13 protein-coding genes and 1 tRNA gene are annotated in these 16,377 nt (G+C 66.0%); 9 read left to right on the top strand and 5 right to left on the bottom strand.

Features of this window, described 5'->3' with window-relative positions; translation table 11 throughout:
- Positions 1-39: 39 nt before the first annotated feature.
- Positions 40-843, bottom strand: a complete 804-nt coding sequence (locus tag QOU61_RS33145) for a hypothetical protein (RefSeq protein WP_289655379.1) — start codon at positions 841-843, stop codon at positions 40-42.
- A gap of 144 nt (positions 844-987) precedes the next feature.
- Here QOU61_RS33145 and QOU61_RS33140 point away from each other — a divergent pair, with 144 nt between their 5' ends.
- Entirely contained in the window at positions 988-1,233 is a 246-nt protein-coding gene (locus QOU61_RS33140; protein WP_289655378.1) for a hypothetical protein, read from the top strand.
- A gap of 117 nt (positions 1,234-1,350) precedes the next feature.
- Here QOU61_RS33140 and QOU61_RS33135 read toward each other — a convergent pair whose 3' ends face one another.
- A complete protein-coding gene (locus QOU61_RS33135; protein ID WP_289655377.1) occupies positions 1,351-3,303 on the bottom strand; it encodes an AsmA family protein in 1,953 nt (650 codons plus the stop codon).
- A 236-nt stretch (positions 3,304-3,539) separates the two neighbouring features.
- Between QOU61_RS33135 and QOU61_RS33130 the strand changes: the two genes are divergently transcribed.
- The 4 genes from QOU61_RS33130 (at position 3,540) to QOU61_RS33115 (ending at position 7,611) form a co-directional block, all read left to right on the top strand.
- Complete coding sequence (locus QOU61_RS33130) at positions 3,540-4,247, top strand: CoA transferase subunit A (RefSeq protein WP_289655376.1); 708 nt, start codon at positions 3,540-3,542, stop codon at positions 4,245-4,247.
- Between the two features lie 59 nt (positions 4,248-4,306).
- Positions 4,307-4,957, top strand: coding sequence for a CoA transferase subunit B (locus tag QOU61_RS33125; protein ID WP_289655375.1), 651 nt, complete (start codon positions 4,307-4,309; stop codon positions 4,955-4,957).
- Between the two features lie 10 nt (positions 4,958-4,967).
- Positions 4,968-5,618 carry a GNAT family N-acetyltransferase gene (locus QOU61_RS33120; RefSeq protein ID WP_354142490.1) on the top strand — a complete coding sequence of 217 codons (651 nt, stop codon included), beginning with the start codon at positions 4,968-4,970 and terminating at the stop codon, positions 5,616-5,618.
- 124 nt (positions 5,619-5,742) lie between these two features.
- Positions 5,743-7,611, top strand: coding sequence for a PASTA domain-containing protein (locus QOU61_RS33115; protein WP_289655374.1), 1,869 nt, complete (start codon positions 5,743-5,745; stop codon positions 7,609-7,611).
- Positions 7,612-7,711: 100 nt separating this feature from the next.
- On the opposite strand, the gene QOU61_RS33110 is transcribed toward QOU61_RS33115, so the two are convergent.
- On the bottom strand, positions 7,712-10,879 hold the full coding sequence (locus tag QOU61_RS33110; RefSeq protein WP_289655373.1) for a PAS domain-containing protein: 3,168 nt from the start codon (positions 10,877-10,879) through the stop codon (positions 7,712-7,714).
- A 328-nt stretch (positions 10,880-11,207) separates the two neighbouring features.
- Here QOU61_RS33110 and QOU61_RS33105 point away from each other — a divergent pair, with 328 nt between their 5' ends.
- The 3 genes from QOU61_RS33105 (at position 11,208) to QOU61_RS33095 (ending at position 12,490) form a co-directional block, all read left to right on the top strand.
- Positions 11,208-11,591 carry a phasin family protein gene (locus tag QOU61_RS33105; protein WP_289655372.1) on the top strand — a complete coding sequence of 128 codons (384 nt, stop codon included), beginning with the start codon at positions 11,208-11,210 and terminating at the stop codon, positions 11,589-11,591.
- A 227-nt stretch (positions 11,592-11,818) separates the two neighbouring features.
- On the top strand, positions 11,819-12,253 hold the full coding sequence (locus tag QOU61_RS33100; protein ID WP_289655371.1) for a phasin: 435 nt from the start codon (positions 11,819-11,821) through the stop codon (positions 12,251-12,253).
- Positions 12,254-12,413: 160 nt separating this feature from the next.
- A tRNA-His gene (locus QOU61_RS33095) sits at positions 12,414-12,490 on the top strand.
- Positions 12,491-12,561: 71 nt separating this feature from the next.
- Here the strand turns inward: QOU61_RS33095 and QOU61_RS33090 are convergent.
- Complete coding sequence (locus QOU61_RS33090; RefSeq protein WP_289655370.1) at positions 12,562-15,363, bottom strand: UPF0182 family membrane protein; 2,802 nt, start codon at positions 15,361-15,363, stop codon at positions 12,562-12,564.
- 329 nt (positions 15,364-15,692) lie between these two features.
- Here QOU61_RS33090 and QOU61_RS33085 point away from each other — a divergent pair, with 329 nt between their 5' ends.
- Positions 15,693-16,040, top strand: a complete 348-nt coding sequence (locus tag QOU61_RS33085; protein WP_289655369.1) for a hypothetical protein — start codon at positions 15,693-15,695, stop codon at positions 16,038-16,040.
- Here QOU61_RS33085 and QOU61_RS33080 read toward each other — a convergent pair.
- Positions 16,037-16,345 (bottom strand): hypothetical protein, encoded by a 309-nt coding sequence (locus QOU61_RS33080; protein ID WP_289655368.1) that lies wholly within the window; start codon positions 16,343-16,345, stop codon positions 16,037-16,039. The genes QOU61_RS33085 and QOU61_RS33080 overlap by 4 nt on opposite strands.
- Positions 16,346-16,377 lie beyond the last annotated feature (32 nt).

Below are 16,377 nucleotides of genomic sequence, written 5' to 3'. Positions count from 1 at the left end.
CCGGGCAAGGCGAGCCGCAAGCCGGCCTTTGGGGCAGCGTCATTTGCCGTTGACGAACTGCGTCCAGCGCTCCTGCTGCGACTTCAAGAGGCCCTTGCGTTCCTGTTCCAGCTCATCCAAGCGCGCCGCGGCAGCCGCCATGGCGCCGGCAGCGGCATTGTAGCGGTTCGCGCTGAGCTGAAACGGGAACACGAATTGGCCGTTCTCGACCCTGTAGGTGCCGAATTCCGAGGCGAGGATCGCGGCACATTTTTCGTAGGCGCGGTAATACTCGGCACGCGCCGGCAGCATCTTGGCAACCAGGGCCATGGTTTCCGCATGCCGCCGATCGATGGACTGCAGGAAGCCGTCGACGGTGTCTTTTTCCACACGGAGTGCAAGCGCGTATTTTTCGACTGCGTCGCGCTCGGCCTTGAGAAGCGTGGCATAGCGCGGCATCAACATCGCCGTATTGGCTTCGGCCGCTTTCAGATCGCGTCGCAGCGCGTCGAGGTCGCTCCGGCCCGCCTTGCCCAGGTTGATGCTTGCCGGAATGCCGGCCGGCGCAATCTCGTCCGACAGCTTTTCGATCGCGGCGTTGGTCTCGTCGGCCGTCCGGGTGGCCATCGCGGTCAACTGCAGGAACTTGTTTTGCGGATGCTGCCTGAGTGCGTCCTCGATTCCGCTGGTGTCGGTCGCGTCGCGCAGCGCGGCCAGGCCTTCGCGCGTGGCGGCCTGCTCCTGCTGTCTGCCGAGGTCGGCCAGGCGCCAGGCCCCGATGGAGGCGGCGATCATGAAAACGAACAGGAAGGCGAAGGCTATCAGTACGCGCCATTTCGCGCTCGGAGGCGAAGGCATCTGCATCAGGCCCCATCGCGATCACGGTCGGAACCATCGCTGTGGTGTCGGCAAGCTGAATAACGGTTCAAGAAAGTTCCGCGCCTGTTCCCGAAACATCACGCTATCTCACACGTTTTCTCTCCGCGCAACAACGATAGGAGAGGCGAAATGAAGAGGCTTTCTTGCGTTCTCGCAGCGCTCGCGACCATCGCGGTTGCTGCGCCTACCGTGGCGAGCGCCGAGGGGTTCAGCGTCCGCGTCGGCGGCGACCGAGACTACTACCGCAACTACGATCGCGGCCCTCGTGTCGAGTTTTACGGACATGACCGGGGTTGGCATCGCGGCTGGTACGATCGCGACGGCGACCGAACGGTAGTCATCAGGCGTCATCACCACTACTGGGACGACTACTAGTGCGAGACTAGTCCGAGACTACTAGTGCGAAACTAGTGCGAGATGGCCTCCTAACGGAGGCCATCTTCGTGTTTCATTGCGCCGATCTCGGCATGAGGCGGGGGAAGCGTGCCGGCCTCAATTTGGCTTCGCGCTCGCGTCGGCAGCAGGCGCACCTGAGGGCGGTGAGATCGCGGCATCCGGCGTCGCGGGCTTTGCGCCGCCGCCGGTGAAGCGCTCGATCACCGAGCGCACCGCGTCGCGGGTCCTGCGATCCTTCACCGCATCGAGCAGGGGCGCGGATGCGGGCGAACGGCGGATCAAGCTTTCCGGGTCGGGGAAGATCAGCGGGTCGTCCCAGGGCCCCTGCACCACGAAGGGCAATTCGAACCCGGCCGCTCCGTTGGCGCCGGAGGTCAGGCTCGCGACCCCCTTGAGGTCGTATTCGCGCGAGGGCACCGAGGCGGTGCCGGTCAGCGTCACGCGCGAGGCCGGCCCCTCGATGCGGACGTCGTCGGCGGTGGCGACGCCGTCGGCGAATTTCAACGAGATCGTGAGATTGTCATAGGGCGTCGAGCCGGAGCGGAAATTGCCACCACCCGACAGCGGCCGCCGCTCCAGGCGCTTTAGGAGCTGCTCGACATTGAAGCCCGAGATCGCGCCGTCATGGCCGACCAGCGTCGCAGTGCCGTCAAGCGACTGCGCCAGCCCGAACGGGCTCGAGCCGGACGCCACCAGCGAGACGCCGAGATTGCCGCGGCCGGAGAGTTTCGTGACGCCGAACAGCTCGCTGGCGCAGGACTGCAGGTCGACATCGGTGAACTGAAACTCGGCCTTGACGTCGGCGGTGGCATCGACGCGCGCAACGCTGAACGATCCCCTGGCGATGCCGCCATAGACCTGCGCCTCGCCGACCGAAAGCGCGAGGGCGCCGCCGCGCAAATTGGCGCCGAGCGCGGTGCGCCCGAGCTTCGACGGGCCGACGGTGACCCTCGCTGCCGACAGGCGCATGTCGAGATCGGTCGAGGACAGCGCGTTGAGGTCGAACAGCTGCCGGTTCCAGTCGCGCGCGCTGCCGGTGAGCAGGCGGAAGGTCGAGATATAGGGCGTGAAGTCGAGCGCGTCGGCGGCGAGCGTTGCCTGCAGCGTCTGCCGTCCATTGTTGGAATAGGTCATGACGCCTTCGGCGACATTGCCGTCGAGCTCGACATTGACATTGGTGAGCGCGATCGAGGCGCCGACGACATTGGCGCGCGCCTTCAGCGCGAAGCGGCCGAAGCCGCCATGGCCCGGCGTCGGCTGCCCGGTCCATTGCAGGGCGTTGCGCAGCGAGACGGAGTCGATGGTCAGCGTGCCTTCCATCATTGCGCTGGTGCGGTTGGCGACCGTGCCGTCGAAGGCGAGCTTCAGCGGTGCGCTGGTGACCCGCGCCTTCAGCCCGGAGCGGTCGCCGGACAGCGCCGCGATGAAATCGCTGATGCTGATCGAGGCGTCGATGCGCTCGCCGCGCCAGTCGAACTGGCCGGTGGCGGCGAAGGAGCGCGAGATCGAGGGCCAGGCCAGCGACAGGTCGATGTCCTCCAGCTTCTCGGAGGCATGGTTGCCGGCGTCCTCATAGGTCAGCGTGCCGTCCTGGATGCGGATTTCCGAGAACGAGACCTGGTTGTCGGCGCCGGGCTTGAGGGTGCGCGCGGTGGTCTGGATGAAGGGCGTCCAGTTGCTTTCGCCGTTGGCGTTGCGCAGCACGGTGATCTGCGGGCGCAGCATCATCAGGTCGGCGATCTCGAAGCGCTGCATCAAAAGCGGCAGCAGCCGCAGGTTGGCGGTGAGCACGTCGACGCGCAGCGCCGGGTCGGAGCCGCCGCCCTTCAGGCCGACATCATGGAAGGAGACGTAGCTGCCGGGAAATACCGATACGTCGATATTGCCCTTGACCACGAGATCGAGGCCGGTGACGCCGCGGATCTGCGCTTCCACCGCCTGGCGCAGCGCGTCGCGGTTGATCAACCAGGAGGTGGCGATCAGGCCGAGCAGCACCAGACCGAGCAACGCCGCAACCGGCGTCCCGAGGCGCTTCATTCCTTGGGCCATCGTCAATGACATGTCCTGATTGAGGTTGGTATCGCAGGCTCGCTTGCTAGCGGGAGGGCGGCGCCGGTCCCATGCCAATGAGGGCAACTTGATGGGTTTTCTTGACGCTTTCAAGGCCGTCCGGGTGCCTCTACCCCGCAAATGTCACATCATTGACGGCATAAGAACATTTCGCCTAATAATTCCCGCAAATTCCCGGGCTCTCGCGAGCACCTCCCTCCATCCAGGACCACGGCATGAACAAGGTTTATCCCGACGCCAAATCGGCTCTCGACGGCCTTCTCAAGGACGGCATGATGATCATGTCCGGCGGGTTTGGCCTCTGCGGCATCGCCGAGACGCTTTCCGATGCGATCCGCGATTCCGGCGTCAAGAACCTCACCGTCGTCTCCAACAATGCCGGCGTCGACGGCATCGGTCTGAGCCGGCTGCTCGAGACGCGCCAGATCAGGAAGATGATCTCCTCCTATGTCGGCGAGAACAAGCTGTTCGCGCAGCAATACCTCGCCGGCGAATTGGAACTCGAATTCAACCCGCAGGGGACGCTCGCCGAGCGCATCCGCGCCGGCGGCGCCGGTATTCCGGCCTTCTACACCAAGACCGGCGTCGGCACGCTGATCGCGGAGGGCAAGGAGATCAAGGAATTCGACGGCGAGAAGTACCTGATGGAGCGCGGCCTGTTCGCCGATCTCGCCATCGTCCATGCCTGGAAGGGCGACACCGCGGGCAACCTGGTCTACCGCAAGACCGCGCGCAACTTTAACCCGATGATGGCGACCGCCGCCAAGGTCACGATCGCCGAGGTCGAGCACCTGGTTCCCGCCGGCGAGATCGATCCGGACCACATCCACACGCCCGGCATCTTCGTCAAGCGCATCGTCGAGGTCGGCACCGCCAAGAAGCGCATCGAATTCCGCAACACCCGTCCGCGGCCCGCGGCCTAAGCGCGCTTTTCCGACCAGATCACGCGCCAGACAAGATTCAGCTTAGCAGGAGAATTCCCATGGCCTGGACCCGCGAACAGATGGCAGCCCGCGCCGCCAAGGAGCTGCGCGACGGCTACTACGTCAACCTCGGCATCGGCATCCCGACGCTGGTCTCGAACTACATTCCCGCCGGCGTCGACGTTCAGCTTCAAAGCGAGAACGGCATGCTCGGCATGGGGCCGTTCCCCTATGAGGGCGAGGAAGATCCCGACCTGATCAACGCCGGCAAGCAGACGGTGAGCGAGCTGCCGACCACGAGCTATTTCTCCTCGGCCGACTCCTTCGGCATGATCCGCGGCGGCCACATGGACCTGTCGATCCTGGGCGCGATGCAGGTGGCGCAGAACGGCGACCTCGCCAACTGGATGATCCCGGGCAAGATGGTGAAGGGCATGGGCGGCGCCATGGACCTCGTCGCCGGCGTCAAGCGCGTCGTGGTCGTGATGGAGCACTCCGCCAAGGACGGCGCCAAGCTGCTCAAGGAATGCACGCTGCCTTTGACCGGCGAGCGGGTGGTCGACATGGTGATCACCGATCTTGCCGTCTTCACCATCGACAGGCACGGCAAGGACGGCATGGCGCTGATCGAGCTCGCCGACGGCGTCACGCTCGACGAGGTCAAGTCGAAGACCGAGGCCGAATTCCGCGTCGCGCTGAAGAACACGTAAGGAGCGAGCCGTGGCGGTGTCGTCGATGACGATCCGCCCCGCGCGCGCCGACGACGCTCCTTTCATTGCCCGCAGCATCCTCTCCGCGCAGCGCGGCCCGCGGCCGCGCGGCTGGTTCGACATCGCGCTCGGCTGGGACGAGCCGCGCTGCCTTGCCTTCGTGGAAAAGATCGCGACGGCGCAAGCCCTGTCCTGGTGGCACGTCTCGACATTCTTGGTCGCCGAGATCGACGGCGCGCCGGCAGCCTCGCTCTGTGCGCTGCCGGCTTCCGGCACGCGCGGGGCGGCGGGCAATGCCATTGCCGAGGCCGCGAAGGACGCAGGGCTCGGCGCGGCCGACATCGCCGCGATCTTCCAGCGCGGCAATTACAGCGCCAATTGCTGGGTGCAGGGTGGCGAGGGCGAGTGGCTGATCGAGCATGTCGCGAGCTTGCCGGCCTATCGCGGGCGCGGGCTGGTGCAGGCGCTGCTCGCGCAGGCGCTTGCGGATGGTGGACGCGCCGGCTTCAGGCGAGCCTCGATCTCGTTCCTGATCGGCAACGAGCCGGCCGAGCGCTGCTACGCCAAGGCAGGCTTTGTCTTTGCCGAGGAGAAGCGCGATGGCGCTTTCGAGGCGCTGATCGGCGCGCCCGGCTTTCGGCGGTTCGTCAGGGCGATCTAGTCCGCACCACGCGAAGCCTTCCTGCCGACGAGATCATCTTTTCGGGAAGCAACAACCTCAGCTTGTATTTTGCCCGGCCCCTCCCTAGCCTGCGCGGATTGCGGTCCGGCAGGGGGGATCGGCCATGGATTTCTTTCGTGCGCACCAGGCGGTCGGAACGTCGGTGCCGACCTATTTCATCGAGAGCACGGCGCCGGACAATGTCGACGACACCGCGGTTCCTGCGACAACGCTTCCGCCCGAACTGACACCGATCGATTCCGATCTCGCGGTCAGGCAGATCGCGCAGGCGCTGGTGGCAGGGGGAAAGCCGAACCTCGTCGTGATGGTTCACGGCTTCAACAATCCCGAGCCCGCGGTGCTCAGAATGTACACGTCCGCCGCGATCGCGATCCATGGCGATGCCGCGATCTCGGGCCGCGACGGACTCGTCTGTGTCGGCTATCGCTGGCCCTCGGAGCGGATGGGCGCGCCCTGGCGCGGCACCTGGGATGCGCTTCCGACACTCCCGACCTGGATTCTCTATCTGGGCCTCATTCTCGTGGTGCTGTCGTTTCCGCTGTTCTACTGGGCCATCGAGACCCGGCAGTGGTGGCTCGATGTCTTCCGCTACGTCTGGAATCCCGCCGGCGTGCACGTCCTCACCCTGCTTGGCTGGACCGTGGCCGGCCTTGTGCTCATGACCGTGCTGCTCCGGACGATCGTCTATTTCCGCGACAATTATCGCGCCACCAATTTCGGCGTACCCGACCTCGTGCAGGTGATCCGCGCCATCGACAGCGAAGTCATGAGGCAGCGCGGCGGCAAGGGGCCGAGCAACGACATCGAGTTGTCCTTCATCGGGCACAGCATGGGCGGTTTCGTCGTCACCAACACGATCCGGGTGCTGTCGGACGTCTTCGCCCGCGAGATCAGCACGCTGAATTCCTTTGGCGCGAACGAGACACCGGGGATCGTCGAGCCGGCGTCGCAGCCGATCGGCAACGTGTTCCGCCTGATGCGCTTCGTGCTGGTGTCGCCGGACATCCCGGCGGAGACGCTGCTGTCGAGCCGCGGCAATTTCCTGGCGGCGGCGCTGTCGCGCTTCCAGGAAGCCTATCTTTTCAGCAATGAAGGCGACGAGGTGCTGCGGCAGATATCCACGCTCGCGAACTATTTCGTGTTTCCGACCAAGAGCCGCAATCACGGTTTCCGGCTCGGCAATGTCGAGATCCTGTCGCGCCACTATGGGTTGATCAACGTCAAGGCGGCCGATCTGCTTCAGGTCCTGCGCATCGGAAACCTCACCTTGCAGGATCTCTACGATGCGCTGGAGCAGGCCAAGGCACGTCGCCAGCCGAATGCGGCGCCGGCTGCGGCACATGCCGAGCTGCCGGCCGTGTTCACCTATTTCGATTGCACCGATTATGTCGATGCGGACGAGCCCGGCGTCCGTCCGCGCCCGCTCTTGACCTTCGCCAGGCGACGCAAGCGCAACGATGCGAGAGCCAGGCTGCGCTGGTACTCCCATCTGGCGCTGCTGCTCGCCTATGTCCTGCGCGGACAAAAGCCAAACGTGCACGGCGGCTATTTCGAAGGCGTGCTCGGGCAGCAGTTGATCTACCGGCTCGCCTGCCTCGGCTATCGCGACACCATTGCCGCGTTCGGCGGCGAGATCGCGCTCTCGGCCGCCTGCGACATCAAGCAGATCCGCGTGGTGGTGTCGCCGAAACTGGCCTCGCGGCGGGGTGCGAGCCTCGTACCGTCGGCGCGCGCGCCCTCGACGGCGCGGCCAGCGCCAGGGTCCGCGCCGCCGGCGAGTGTAGAGGTTCCGAACCTGGTCGGCCTGTCGATCGGGGCTGCCCGCAACCATGCGGCCGCCATGGGATTGCCGCTGCTGGAGATCATCCGCGATAGGGGCAATGCAGCGCACGGCATGGTGCTCATCCAGGCACCGGGGGCGGGCGCCCGGGTGATGCAGGGTTCGCCGGTCGAGGTCGTCGTTGCCCATTGAGCGAAGCCGCGCCGCGTTTGGCGGCAAGCACCGATCGCGCCATGCGCGCGGGCTCGGCTTCTGCGGCAAACGACGACGCGCGCAGGGCGGGATCGGCGCCTCACGCTCCTGCGAGCGCCTGCGAGAACACCACCTCGACCAGCGTGCCGGTATGGGCGCCGCTCTTGATGTGGAATTGCGCGCGGTTGGCCTCCACCAGCGCTTTCGTCAGCGACAGGCTGAAGGCGGAGCCGTCGGCGGCGTGATCCGACGGCGGCGTGGCGCGGAACGGCGCGAGCGCGCTGGCGATCTCGCTGTCGTTGAGCCCCTGGCCGGTATCGCGGACCCGCAGCACGACATCGCCGGAATCCGACAGCGCGGTCGAGACGATCACCTGGCCGCCGGCGTTCGCGAGATGGATCGAGCTGCCGATCAGGTTGAGCGCGATCTGGCGCAGCGCGCGCGCATCCGCCACGACCGGCGGCAGCGCCTGCGCGAGCGAGGTGCGGATGATGATGCGCGCGCGGTTGGCCTGCGGCTGCATCACCGCTACGCACTGCTCGACGAGGTCGTTGAGGTTCTGGCTGGCGAAGGCGAGGTCGAGCTGGCCGGTCTCGATCCGCGACAATTCGGTGAGATCGTTGATGAAGGCGATCACGCGCTCGCCGGAGGCGCGGATGTCCTTCATGTATTCGACGTAGCGCTCGCTGCCGAGCGCGCCGAAGCGCTCGCCGATCATCACCTCGGCAAAGCCGATGATCGCGTTGAGCGGCGCGCGGATCTCATGGCTGATGCGGGCGAGCAGATCGGCCTTGGCGTTGGCCGCCCGATTGGCCGGCTGCCGCGTCTCGCGCGGTTCGCTCTCGCTTGGCCTGCCGCCGTGGCTTTGCTCGCGAAACACCGCGAAGAAGTTCGGTCCGTCGGCGCGGGTGCGGCCCATCGTCATCGAGAGCGGGATGATGCCGCCCTTGCGCTCGCGCCCCAGCACGTCGCGGCCGTGCTCAAGCAGGCTTGCGGCGTCGGCGCCCTTCAGGCCGGCGAGATAGTCCTGCACCACGCGCTGGCTTTCGGGCGCGAACAGCTCGAACAGGTTGCGCTGCGCGAATTCCTTGCCGTCATAGCCGAACAGCGCCTCGGCGCTGCGGTTGCAGGCGTGGATGTTGCCTTCGGCATCGAACATCACGATGCCCTCGGCCGTGGTGTCGAGGATCGCGGCCAGATCCTCGGCATCGGCGTGGCCGGCCGTAGCCGCCGGCGCGGGTTCAGCCGGCGGCGCGGGTTCAGCCACGGGCGGCGCGGCTTCCATTGTTGCGGCCACGCTCGCTGCGGCCTGCTCGCCCGCGCAGATCAGCGCGAGCGCGGAATCGCCGTCCCAGGAAATCGTGAACAGCCGCGCATCGAGCGGCGCCGAGGTCGTGCCGTCCCTTTGCTGCGCGGAAATCGTCATCGGCGTGCCGGCTTCCGAGGTGCTGCTCGCCGACGAGACGCCGGGCTCGACATAGAGCGCATCGAGGCCGCCGCCCTCTTCCAGCGCATGCAGGCTCGCGTAGCCGATGTGCTTCAGAAACGCGGCGTTGGCATAGAGCAGCCGGTCGAACCGGTAGATCAGGATGCCTGAGGGCACGAGGTCGAGCAGCATGCGGTCACGCTGGGTCTCGCCGTGTGCCGGCCGTTCCGGCGCGGCCAGCCAGTCGGGCCGGGCGCTCGCGGCCGGCACGCTGTCGGGCTGCGCGTCGCCTGATACGGGCAAAGCGGATGGTGGCGCTTCCGGCAGCGCCGGCTGAGCTTCGTCTGCGGCTTCCGCGTCGTCGCCGTTTTCGAGCCGCGCCGACAACTGGCGGGCGATTTCGTCGAAGGCGTGGTTCTCGACCGGCGTCAGGGTCGGCGGCTTGGTCTCGCCTGGCGGGCGGAAGGGCACCACATTGGGGGGCGTTTCCACGGGTCTTTCCAAATCGGTTGATGGTGCAGTTTCAAGGTCAACCCGCGCTGGCAATCCGGATAACAGGGGCGGAGTCTGATCAGGCGTTGCAGGCGTTTTCGCGGCAGGCGGCGGTTCGAACGGCACGATGTCGGCGGAAGGCGGCGCGGAATGGCGGCGCTGCGCGGCGAGCCGCGTCAGCGCCTCCAGGTCGCGGCACACGCCGAAGCCGCGATAGCCGGCAAAGCGCCGCAAATGGTCGAACACCGGCAGGCCCGACAGCTCGATCGGGAGGCGTCCGCCGCCGTCGACCGGCCAGTCCAGGGTGATGCCGCTCCAGGTGTTGCGGGTCGCGAGCGCGCGCATCACGCGGCCATCGGGATCGAGCCCGAGGCGCGCGGCGAGTTCGGGCCATGGCCGGACAAGCGCGGAGGCGGTGCGCGGGCCGATCAGGGTGGTGAATTCGCCACGCTGCAGCGAGAAGCATCCCTGATCGTCGATCTGCCATGTGAAGCGCAGCGGATGGCGATGCGGTTCCGGCGGCTCGTTTGGCTCCGGCATCGCCGGCTCGTCGGCGACCGGCTCGATGGAGGGAGGGGGCTCTTCCTGCGCCATCGCCGGCGCTGTCGCGTCACAGGCGACGTCGGGCGCCTCTTCTTCGGCGAAGGGGTCGATGAGTTCGATGCCTGCGTCGCTCGTGCACGGCGACGGCGCAGAGGCGGCGGGATGCGGCGCGATCAGCGCGATCAGCCCGACATCGGCGCCGCTGCCGACCCGCTGCAGCACCATGTGGCCGATGCCGATCGGCGTCTCGACCCGGCCCTGCGCCAGCGCGTCATGGCGCGCCTCGTCGAGGCCGGCTTCCTTCAGGTTGCGGAAGCCGAGCAGCGGGCGCGCGGCGGCACTGGCGCCGGCGAACAGGCCGTCGCTTGCGAACGCGGCGATCGGCCGGTCCAGTCCCTCGACCAGCCGCTGCAGCCGCTCGACCAGCGGCATGGTGCGGCCGTTCGCCTGCGCGACGACCAGGATGCCCTGGCTGCCGTCGGAGAAATCGAGCCGGGTGCAGCCGCAGGTCGCAAGCGTCCCGAGCGGGGCGCCGAAGCCGCGCAGCCGCTCCAGCCGGATCGCGCCATTGAGCGGCAGGCGGGTCGCGAGCTGGGCGATCTGCCGGCGATGCGGATCGGCCGGTCCGAAACGGCGTTGCGCGAGCGCGGCCGCATGCGAGGCGCCGAACACGCCGGCGCCGACCGGGTTCGCCCACAGGATGTGCGTGCCGTCGATCGACCACAGCCAGGCCGGCTGCGCGCTCGTGGCATGCACGGCGAGCCGCAGATCGTCGAGGCCGCGCAACTGGAATTCCAAATGGGTCATCGACTTAACAGAACGGACGCCTTCTGCTGCCTTGCATGCCCGCACGAACATCCGTCGGTCAAACAATCGACAACGTTAACAGAGGGTTACTATCGCCTGCGAGGGGCGAGGTCCACCGCCTGGGGCCGGCCGGCTGCGCTAAAGCCGGGATAACCTTAACCGGACAACCAACCTTGCGCGCAGTAGCAACCATCCCGGTGGCCGCGGGTTGATAGGGTCCCGCGCCTATAGGCCGCGGCCGGTCGATGCGAGCACGTCACATCGCTGCAGGCGGCTGGTGCTAGGGTCAGTTCAAGGGGCGCGACGGTCATCCAACAGGAGAACGACCATGAGCGATGAAGGGCGCGACCATTTCGAGATTCCAAAGGACATGCGGTCGATGGCGGAGGCGAGCTTCGAGCAGGCGCGCCAGACCTTCGAGAAGTTTTTGACCAACGCGCAGGCTGCCGCCGGCTCGCTGGAAGAACGCGGCGAGACGGTGCGGGCCGGCGCCAAGGACATCAGCGCCAAGGCGCTCGCCTATGCCGAGAAGAACGTGCAGTCGTCGCTGGACTACGCGCAATCGCTGCTGCAAGCCAAGGATCTCACCGAGGTGATGCGGCTGCACAGCGCCTATGTGCAGAGCCAGATGCGCACGCTGGCCGAGCAGGCGAGCGAGATGGGCCAGATCGTCGGCCGCGCGGCGATGGATGCGGCGAAGCCCAAGAACTAGCCGGGGCAACCGCAGGTAGCCGGGACCCGTCTGCCCGGCGCACGCGGCAATGCACGCCAATACGTTGCATTGCACAAAATTGACACGATGTACGTGTTAAATGGGGAATGCCGGACCTCCGGCGCCCCCAGACCCTGAGTGACCTTCGTTCGAAGTACCTAGCTCCTGCCGCCGGCGCGCGGCCTGGAACGAGTATCGCCATACCTCAGTCGCCAAGGACATCCCCGATGCCGAACGCCTCCGATCCCTTCTCTGCCTCCGTCATTCCCTTCGAAGTTCCCGAGCAGGTCCGCGCCTTCGCCGAGAAAGGCGTTTCGCAGGCCCGCGACAACTACGCCAAGTTCAAGGATGCCGCCGAACAGCACAACGGCACCATCGAGGCGGTGTTCACCCGCGCCAGCAAGGGCACGAGCGAGTATTCCGCCAAGCTCGTCGAGTTCTTCAAGGCCAACACCACCGCTTCGCTCGATTTCGCCCAGGAGCTGTTCGGCGTGAAGTCGCCGGCGGAAGCGCTGGAGCTGTGGACTGCGCATACGCGCAAGCAGTTCGAGACCCTCTCGGCCCAGGCCAAGGAGCTCGCCGAGCTGTCCCAGCGGGTCGCGTCGGAAACCGTCGAGCCGATCAAGGAAAGCGCCTCGAAGTACTACAAGCCGGCCGCCTGATCCTTGAAGCTTCCGCCCCTTGCGAAACCCGGGCGCTGCGCCCGGGTTTTTGCGTTGAGGAGTCCGCCGACAAGAGGCTGATCGGCCTTGCCAAAGGCGGCCGTTGCACCTAGTTTCCGGCCCGTTCGGCCCCCCCCTTTTGCGCGGGGCTTCGAGGGATGCAGTTGTAGCTCAGTTGGTTAGAGCGCCTGTCTGTGGAACAGGAGGTCGGTGGTTCGAGCCCACCCAACTGTACCACCAAATCAAATCAATAATTTAGTGTACGCCTGCGCTCTCCTCGAAGCCGCTCATGCAGGATTCCAGCGCGATCAGCGGCTCTCATCGGCCTTTCCGCCGTCCAGCGCCGGATGCTCCGCGTCGCTCGGCTGCTTGCTCAATTGCTCCAGCAGCGCGCGCATCGCCTCGATCTGCGTGCCGAAGCCGGCCCAGTCGCCCGCCTTCAGGCGCTCCATCGCCTGACTGTAGTGATCGAGGGCCTGCCGGGCAGGGCCCGCGAGCGGCGTTTTCGTCGCCGCGCTGGGCGCGGTCGGCGTGACGCCCGGTTCGGGGAAGAGCGCCGACAGCGCCTCGGCCAGCGTCTCCTTCATGACCACCTTTTCCCCATAGGCCGCGATCACCCGTTTCAGCTCCGGCAGGTGCCCGTATTCGGCGCGCAGGTAGAGCGGCGTGACATAGAGGATCGCGTTCTCGATCGGAATCACGAGCAGGTTCGCGCCGCGGATCACCCGCGATCCCATCTGATTCCACAGCGTGATCTGTTGCGAAATCTCGGTGGTCTGGTTGATCCGCGCCTCGATCTGGAACGGACCATAGATCAGCCTGTCCTTGGGAAATTCGTAGACGATCAGCTTGCCGTAGTCGGGCGGATCGCAGCGCGCGGCGAGCCACGCGATCATGTTGTCGCGGCGGCTCGGCACCATCGGAACCATGAGAAAGAACTCGGCCTGCGGCTCGCCCGGCAGCCGCATGATGATGTAGTAGGGCGCCATCATCGCGATGCCGTCGCTGCCCGGCTGGCGCGGAAACTGCCAGAGGTCCTCGCGATTGTAGAAAACCTCGGCCGCTTCCATGTGATAGGTCTGATAGATCCGCGCCTGGATCAAGAACAGGTCCTCCGGATAGCGGATGTGCTTCTGCAGGTCCGCCGGCATTGCGGCGAACGGCTTGAACAGGCCGGGGAAGATCCGCCCGTAGGTCGCCGCGATCGGATCGGTGGGGTCCGCCAGATAGAACGCGACGGTGCCGTTATAGGCGTCGATCAGGATCTTCACGGAATTGCGGATGTAGTTGAGGTCGAGATCCTGCGCCGGCTGCGCGGAAGGAAAATATGAGCTCGTCGTGTAGGCGTCCTGGATCCAGAACAGCCGGCCGTCGCTGATGACCAGATAGGGGTCGTGATCGAGCGTCAGAAACGGAGCGATGGTGCGCACGCGTTCCCGGATATTGCGACGGATCATGATGCGGCTGTCGCTCGCGATGTAGTCGGTGAGAAGCAGGTTCACGTCGTTGAAGTACTGGGCGAACAGCATTCTCCGCAAAAGGCTGCCGACCGGGACGCCGCCGCTGCCGCCGTAGGCCGCGTAGACGTTGTCCTGCCCTTTCGGGTAGTCGAACTCCGGAACCGTGCCCTTGACGATGACGTATGTGTTGCTCTCCTCGCCATAATAGACGCGCGGCTCGCGGATCGCGGGGCCTCCGTCCGCGACGGGGGGAATGTCGCGCAGGTAGAAGTAGGGCAGTCCCTCGATGGTCTTGCGGGTCACCGGGCTCATGACCGCGCCGCTGCCGTGGGTGAACAGCACGTGGCGGTTGACCCATGTCTGGGCGTTGGACGGCAGCAGCGAAGGCTGCAGCTCGCGGGCCGACAGCATCACGCTCTGATAGGCGCCGTCGAGCCAGTAGCGATCGACGTCGAGGTCATGGAATTTGTAATAGGTCCGGATCTCCTGAAGCTGCGCATAGGTGTCGTACAGCGGCAGCCAGTCCCACAGCCTGATGTTGTCGATCGTCGCCTTGTTGGCCTGCAGCGTCCGGAAGGTCAGGGTCTGTTCGGCGGCAAACGGCTTGGCGACGATCCGGTCGAGATCATAGGCCTGCCGGGTCAGCGCGATGTTGCGCTCGATATACGGCTTCTCCAGCTGCAGCTCGCTCGGCTTGACGAAGATCTGGCGAAACAGCGCGGGAACGATGCCGGACAGCACGAAGGCGCTGCCGAACACGAGCAGGATCGCGGCCGCCGGAAGCAGGTAGCCTCGCGCGCCCAGGTTCGCCCAGGCGGCAACCGCGGCGAGGATTGAAAGCCCGATCAGCAGCCACAGCACCGGAAGCTGCACGTGGATGTCCGTGTAGCTGGCGCCGACGACGACGCCATTGTCGCCGTAGAGCAGCAGATAGCGATCGAGACCGTACGACCAGGCCTTTACGGCGAACAACAGACCGAGCAGCGCCGAGCCGTGAGCGAGCGCCACGGGAGACATCGATCGCTGATGCGGGCCGTATTCGATGTCGCCATGCCACCAGTAGACCGCGCCCGCGAACAGCGCGCTCAGAACCAGCGTGAACAGCATCCAGTTCTTGATCTGGACATAGACGGGCAGCGAGAACAGGTAGAAGCCGATGTCCTTGCCGTAGAGCGGATCGGTTGAACCGTAGGGCACCTGATAGATGTAGCGCAGCAGGGTTGCCCAGTCGCCGGCTTCGCGCGCGGCCACCAGCACCGCGAGCAGCACCGCGGTGCCGGCGACCAGGCGTGACAATGTCCGTTGCTCGCGCGCAACCGCGAATGGATCGGGCCGCTTCCCCCCGGGGGCGGTGACAGGCGGCATCGACGGCGGTCGGGCGAAGCGTACCGCGAGCCATCCGTTCAACCACAGGACCGCGGCCGTTGCGGCGAAAACGGCGGCGAAGATCGCCGCTTCGGCGCCCAGGCTTGTCCAGAAGACCTGGAGATAGCCGACCGCGGAAAACCAGAGCCAGTCGACCAGGATTTCGCCGGCTATCCTGGCCAGCCACAGCAAGATGATGATGACGATGATTGCAGCAACAACCCACCGTGCCAGGGCGCTTCGCCCCGGGACCTGCCGTTCGGGTCCGGTAATCCCGATCGTCATGATCTGATCCTAGCACAAGCGGGCAGCGTCCACTTGCAATATTCGCGGTCGCTGAAGGCCGTGCTGGCGCTGTTCGCTCCCGGCCGGAAACGCACGCCCTCATCGCGGCCGTCGCGACCGCCTGCGGCGCTCATGTTGCAGATGATCGGCGCGGCCGAAGCTTCGCGCCTGCGGGATCGTCTCCGGAAGGGAACGTCGCATCGAGGTCGGCTTCGCCTGACAAGTGGTCAACAGTTTCGTTGTTTCCGGCGCGGCTTTCTGTCGCCGGCTGCTTGCGAATCCCTCGCCCTTCACCCAGAATTCCCTGAAATAATGGGGTGGGGGCAGCGATGTCGGCGATCTCTTCGGGAAAGCTTCAGCTCGGCCTTTTGGCGCTCGCGCTTGCGATCGCGATGCATCCGACGCCGGGCGCGGCCTATAGCCAGGAGGAGCAGCAGGCCTGCACGGGCGACGCGTTTCGCCTGTGCGGTTCGGAAATTCCCGATGTCGATCGCATCACCGCCTGCATGATCCGCCGCAAGGCCGAACTGTCGCCGCCCTGCGCCGCGTTCTTCCGCTCGCCACGCCGGCCGGACGGCGCGGCCGCGGGCGAGCCTGCCAGCATCAGGCCGGCCGCCGCGCACAAGCCGACATTCAGGGCGCGCAAGAAGCGGCGCGCGCATCCGGAAGAGACTTAAGCCGCGGCCTCGATCGCTGCGCGACCGATTGGCGCGCGCCGCAAAGCGGACTCGGTTTGTTCGCAGCCGCTGCCTTTTTGTGGTGCGGAGCTGATTGGCGCGTGCTCGGACTGGTTGCGCGGTTGCGACGTGGAGCGCTGATCGCAGCGAACGATCGTCAACCCTGTCAAAGGCCCTTTGTGAGGCACCTCACGCAGCGGTTGCAACACCACAGTGTGACTCAAAAGCCCAGGTTTCGCCGAATCGGTGGCGTCTTCATGAACAGTGGGTAAATTTTTCTTTCGCGAATCACCGCGTTGATTCATTTTCAGCTTCTGGGGTCAATCTGGAGGCCGAC

Origin of the sequence: Bradyrhizobium sp. NP1 (assembly GCF_030378205.1) — a bacterium.
GTDB lineage: Bacteria > Pseudomonadota > Alphaproteobacteria > Rhizobiales > Xanthobacteraceae > Bradyrhizobium.
This window is presented reverse-complemented; position numbering and strand designations above follow the sequence as displayed.

Coding starts and splice junctions, on each gene's coding strand:
- QOU61_RS33115 (WP_289655374.1), top strand. CDS start 5,743: ATGGATTTCTTTCGTGCGCACCAGGCGGTCGGAACGTCGGTGCCGACC.
- QOU61_RS33085 (WP_289655369.1), top strand. CDS start 15,693: ATGTCGGCGATCTCTTCGGGAAAGCTTCAGCTCGGCCTTTTGGCGCTC.
- QOU61_RS33100 (WP_289655371.1), top strand. CDS start 11,819: ATGCCGAACGCCTCCGATCCCTTCTCTGCCTCCGTCATTCCCTTCGAA.
- QOU61_RS33145 (WP_289655379.1), bottom strand. CDS start 843: ATGCAGATGCCTTCGCCTCCGAGCGCGAAATGGCGCGTACTGATAGCC.
- QOU61_RS33080 (WP_289655368.1), bottom strand. CDS start 16,345: ATGAATCAACGCGGTGATTCGCGAAAGAAAAATTTACCCACTGTTCAT.
- QOU61_RS33135 (WP_289655377.1), bottom strand. CDS start 3,303: ATGGCCCAAGGAATGAAGCGCCTCGGGACGCCGGTTGCGGCGTTGCTC.
- QOU61_RS33125 (WP_289655375.1), top strand. CDS start 4,307: ATGGCCTGGACCCGCGAACAGATGGCAGCCCGCGCCGCCAAGGAGCTG.
- QOU61_RS33130 (WP_289655376.1), top strand. CDS start 3,540: ATGAACAAGGTTTATCCCGACGCCAAATCGGCTCTCGACGGCCTTCTC.
- QOU61_RS33110 (WP_289655373.1), bottom strand. CDS start 10,879: ATGACCCATTTGGAATTCCAGTTGCGCGGCCTCGACGATCTGCGGCTC.
- QOU61_RS33090 (WP_289655370.1), bottom strand. CDS start 15,363: ATGACGATCGGGATTACCGGACCCGAACGGCAGGTCCCGGGGCGAAGC.
- QOU61_RS33140 (WP_289655378.1), top strand. CDS start 988: ATGAAGAGGCTTTCTTGCGTTCTCGCAGCGCTCGCGACCATCGCGGTT.
- QOU61_RS33105 (WP_289655372.1), top strand. CDS start 11,208: ATGAGCGATGAAGGGCGCGACCATTTCGAGATTCCAAAGGACATGCGG.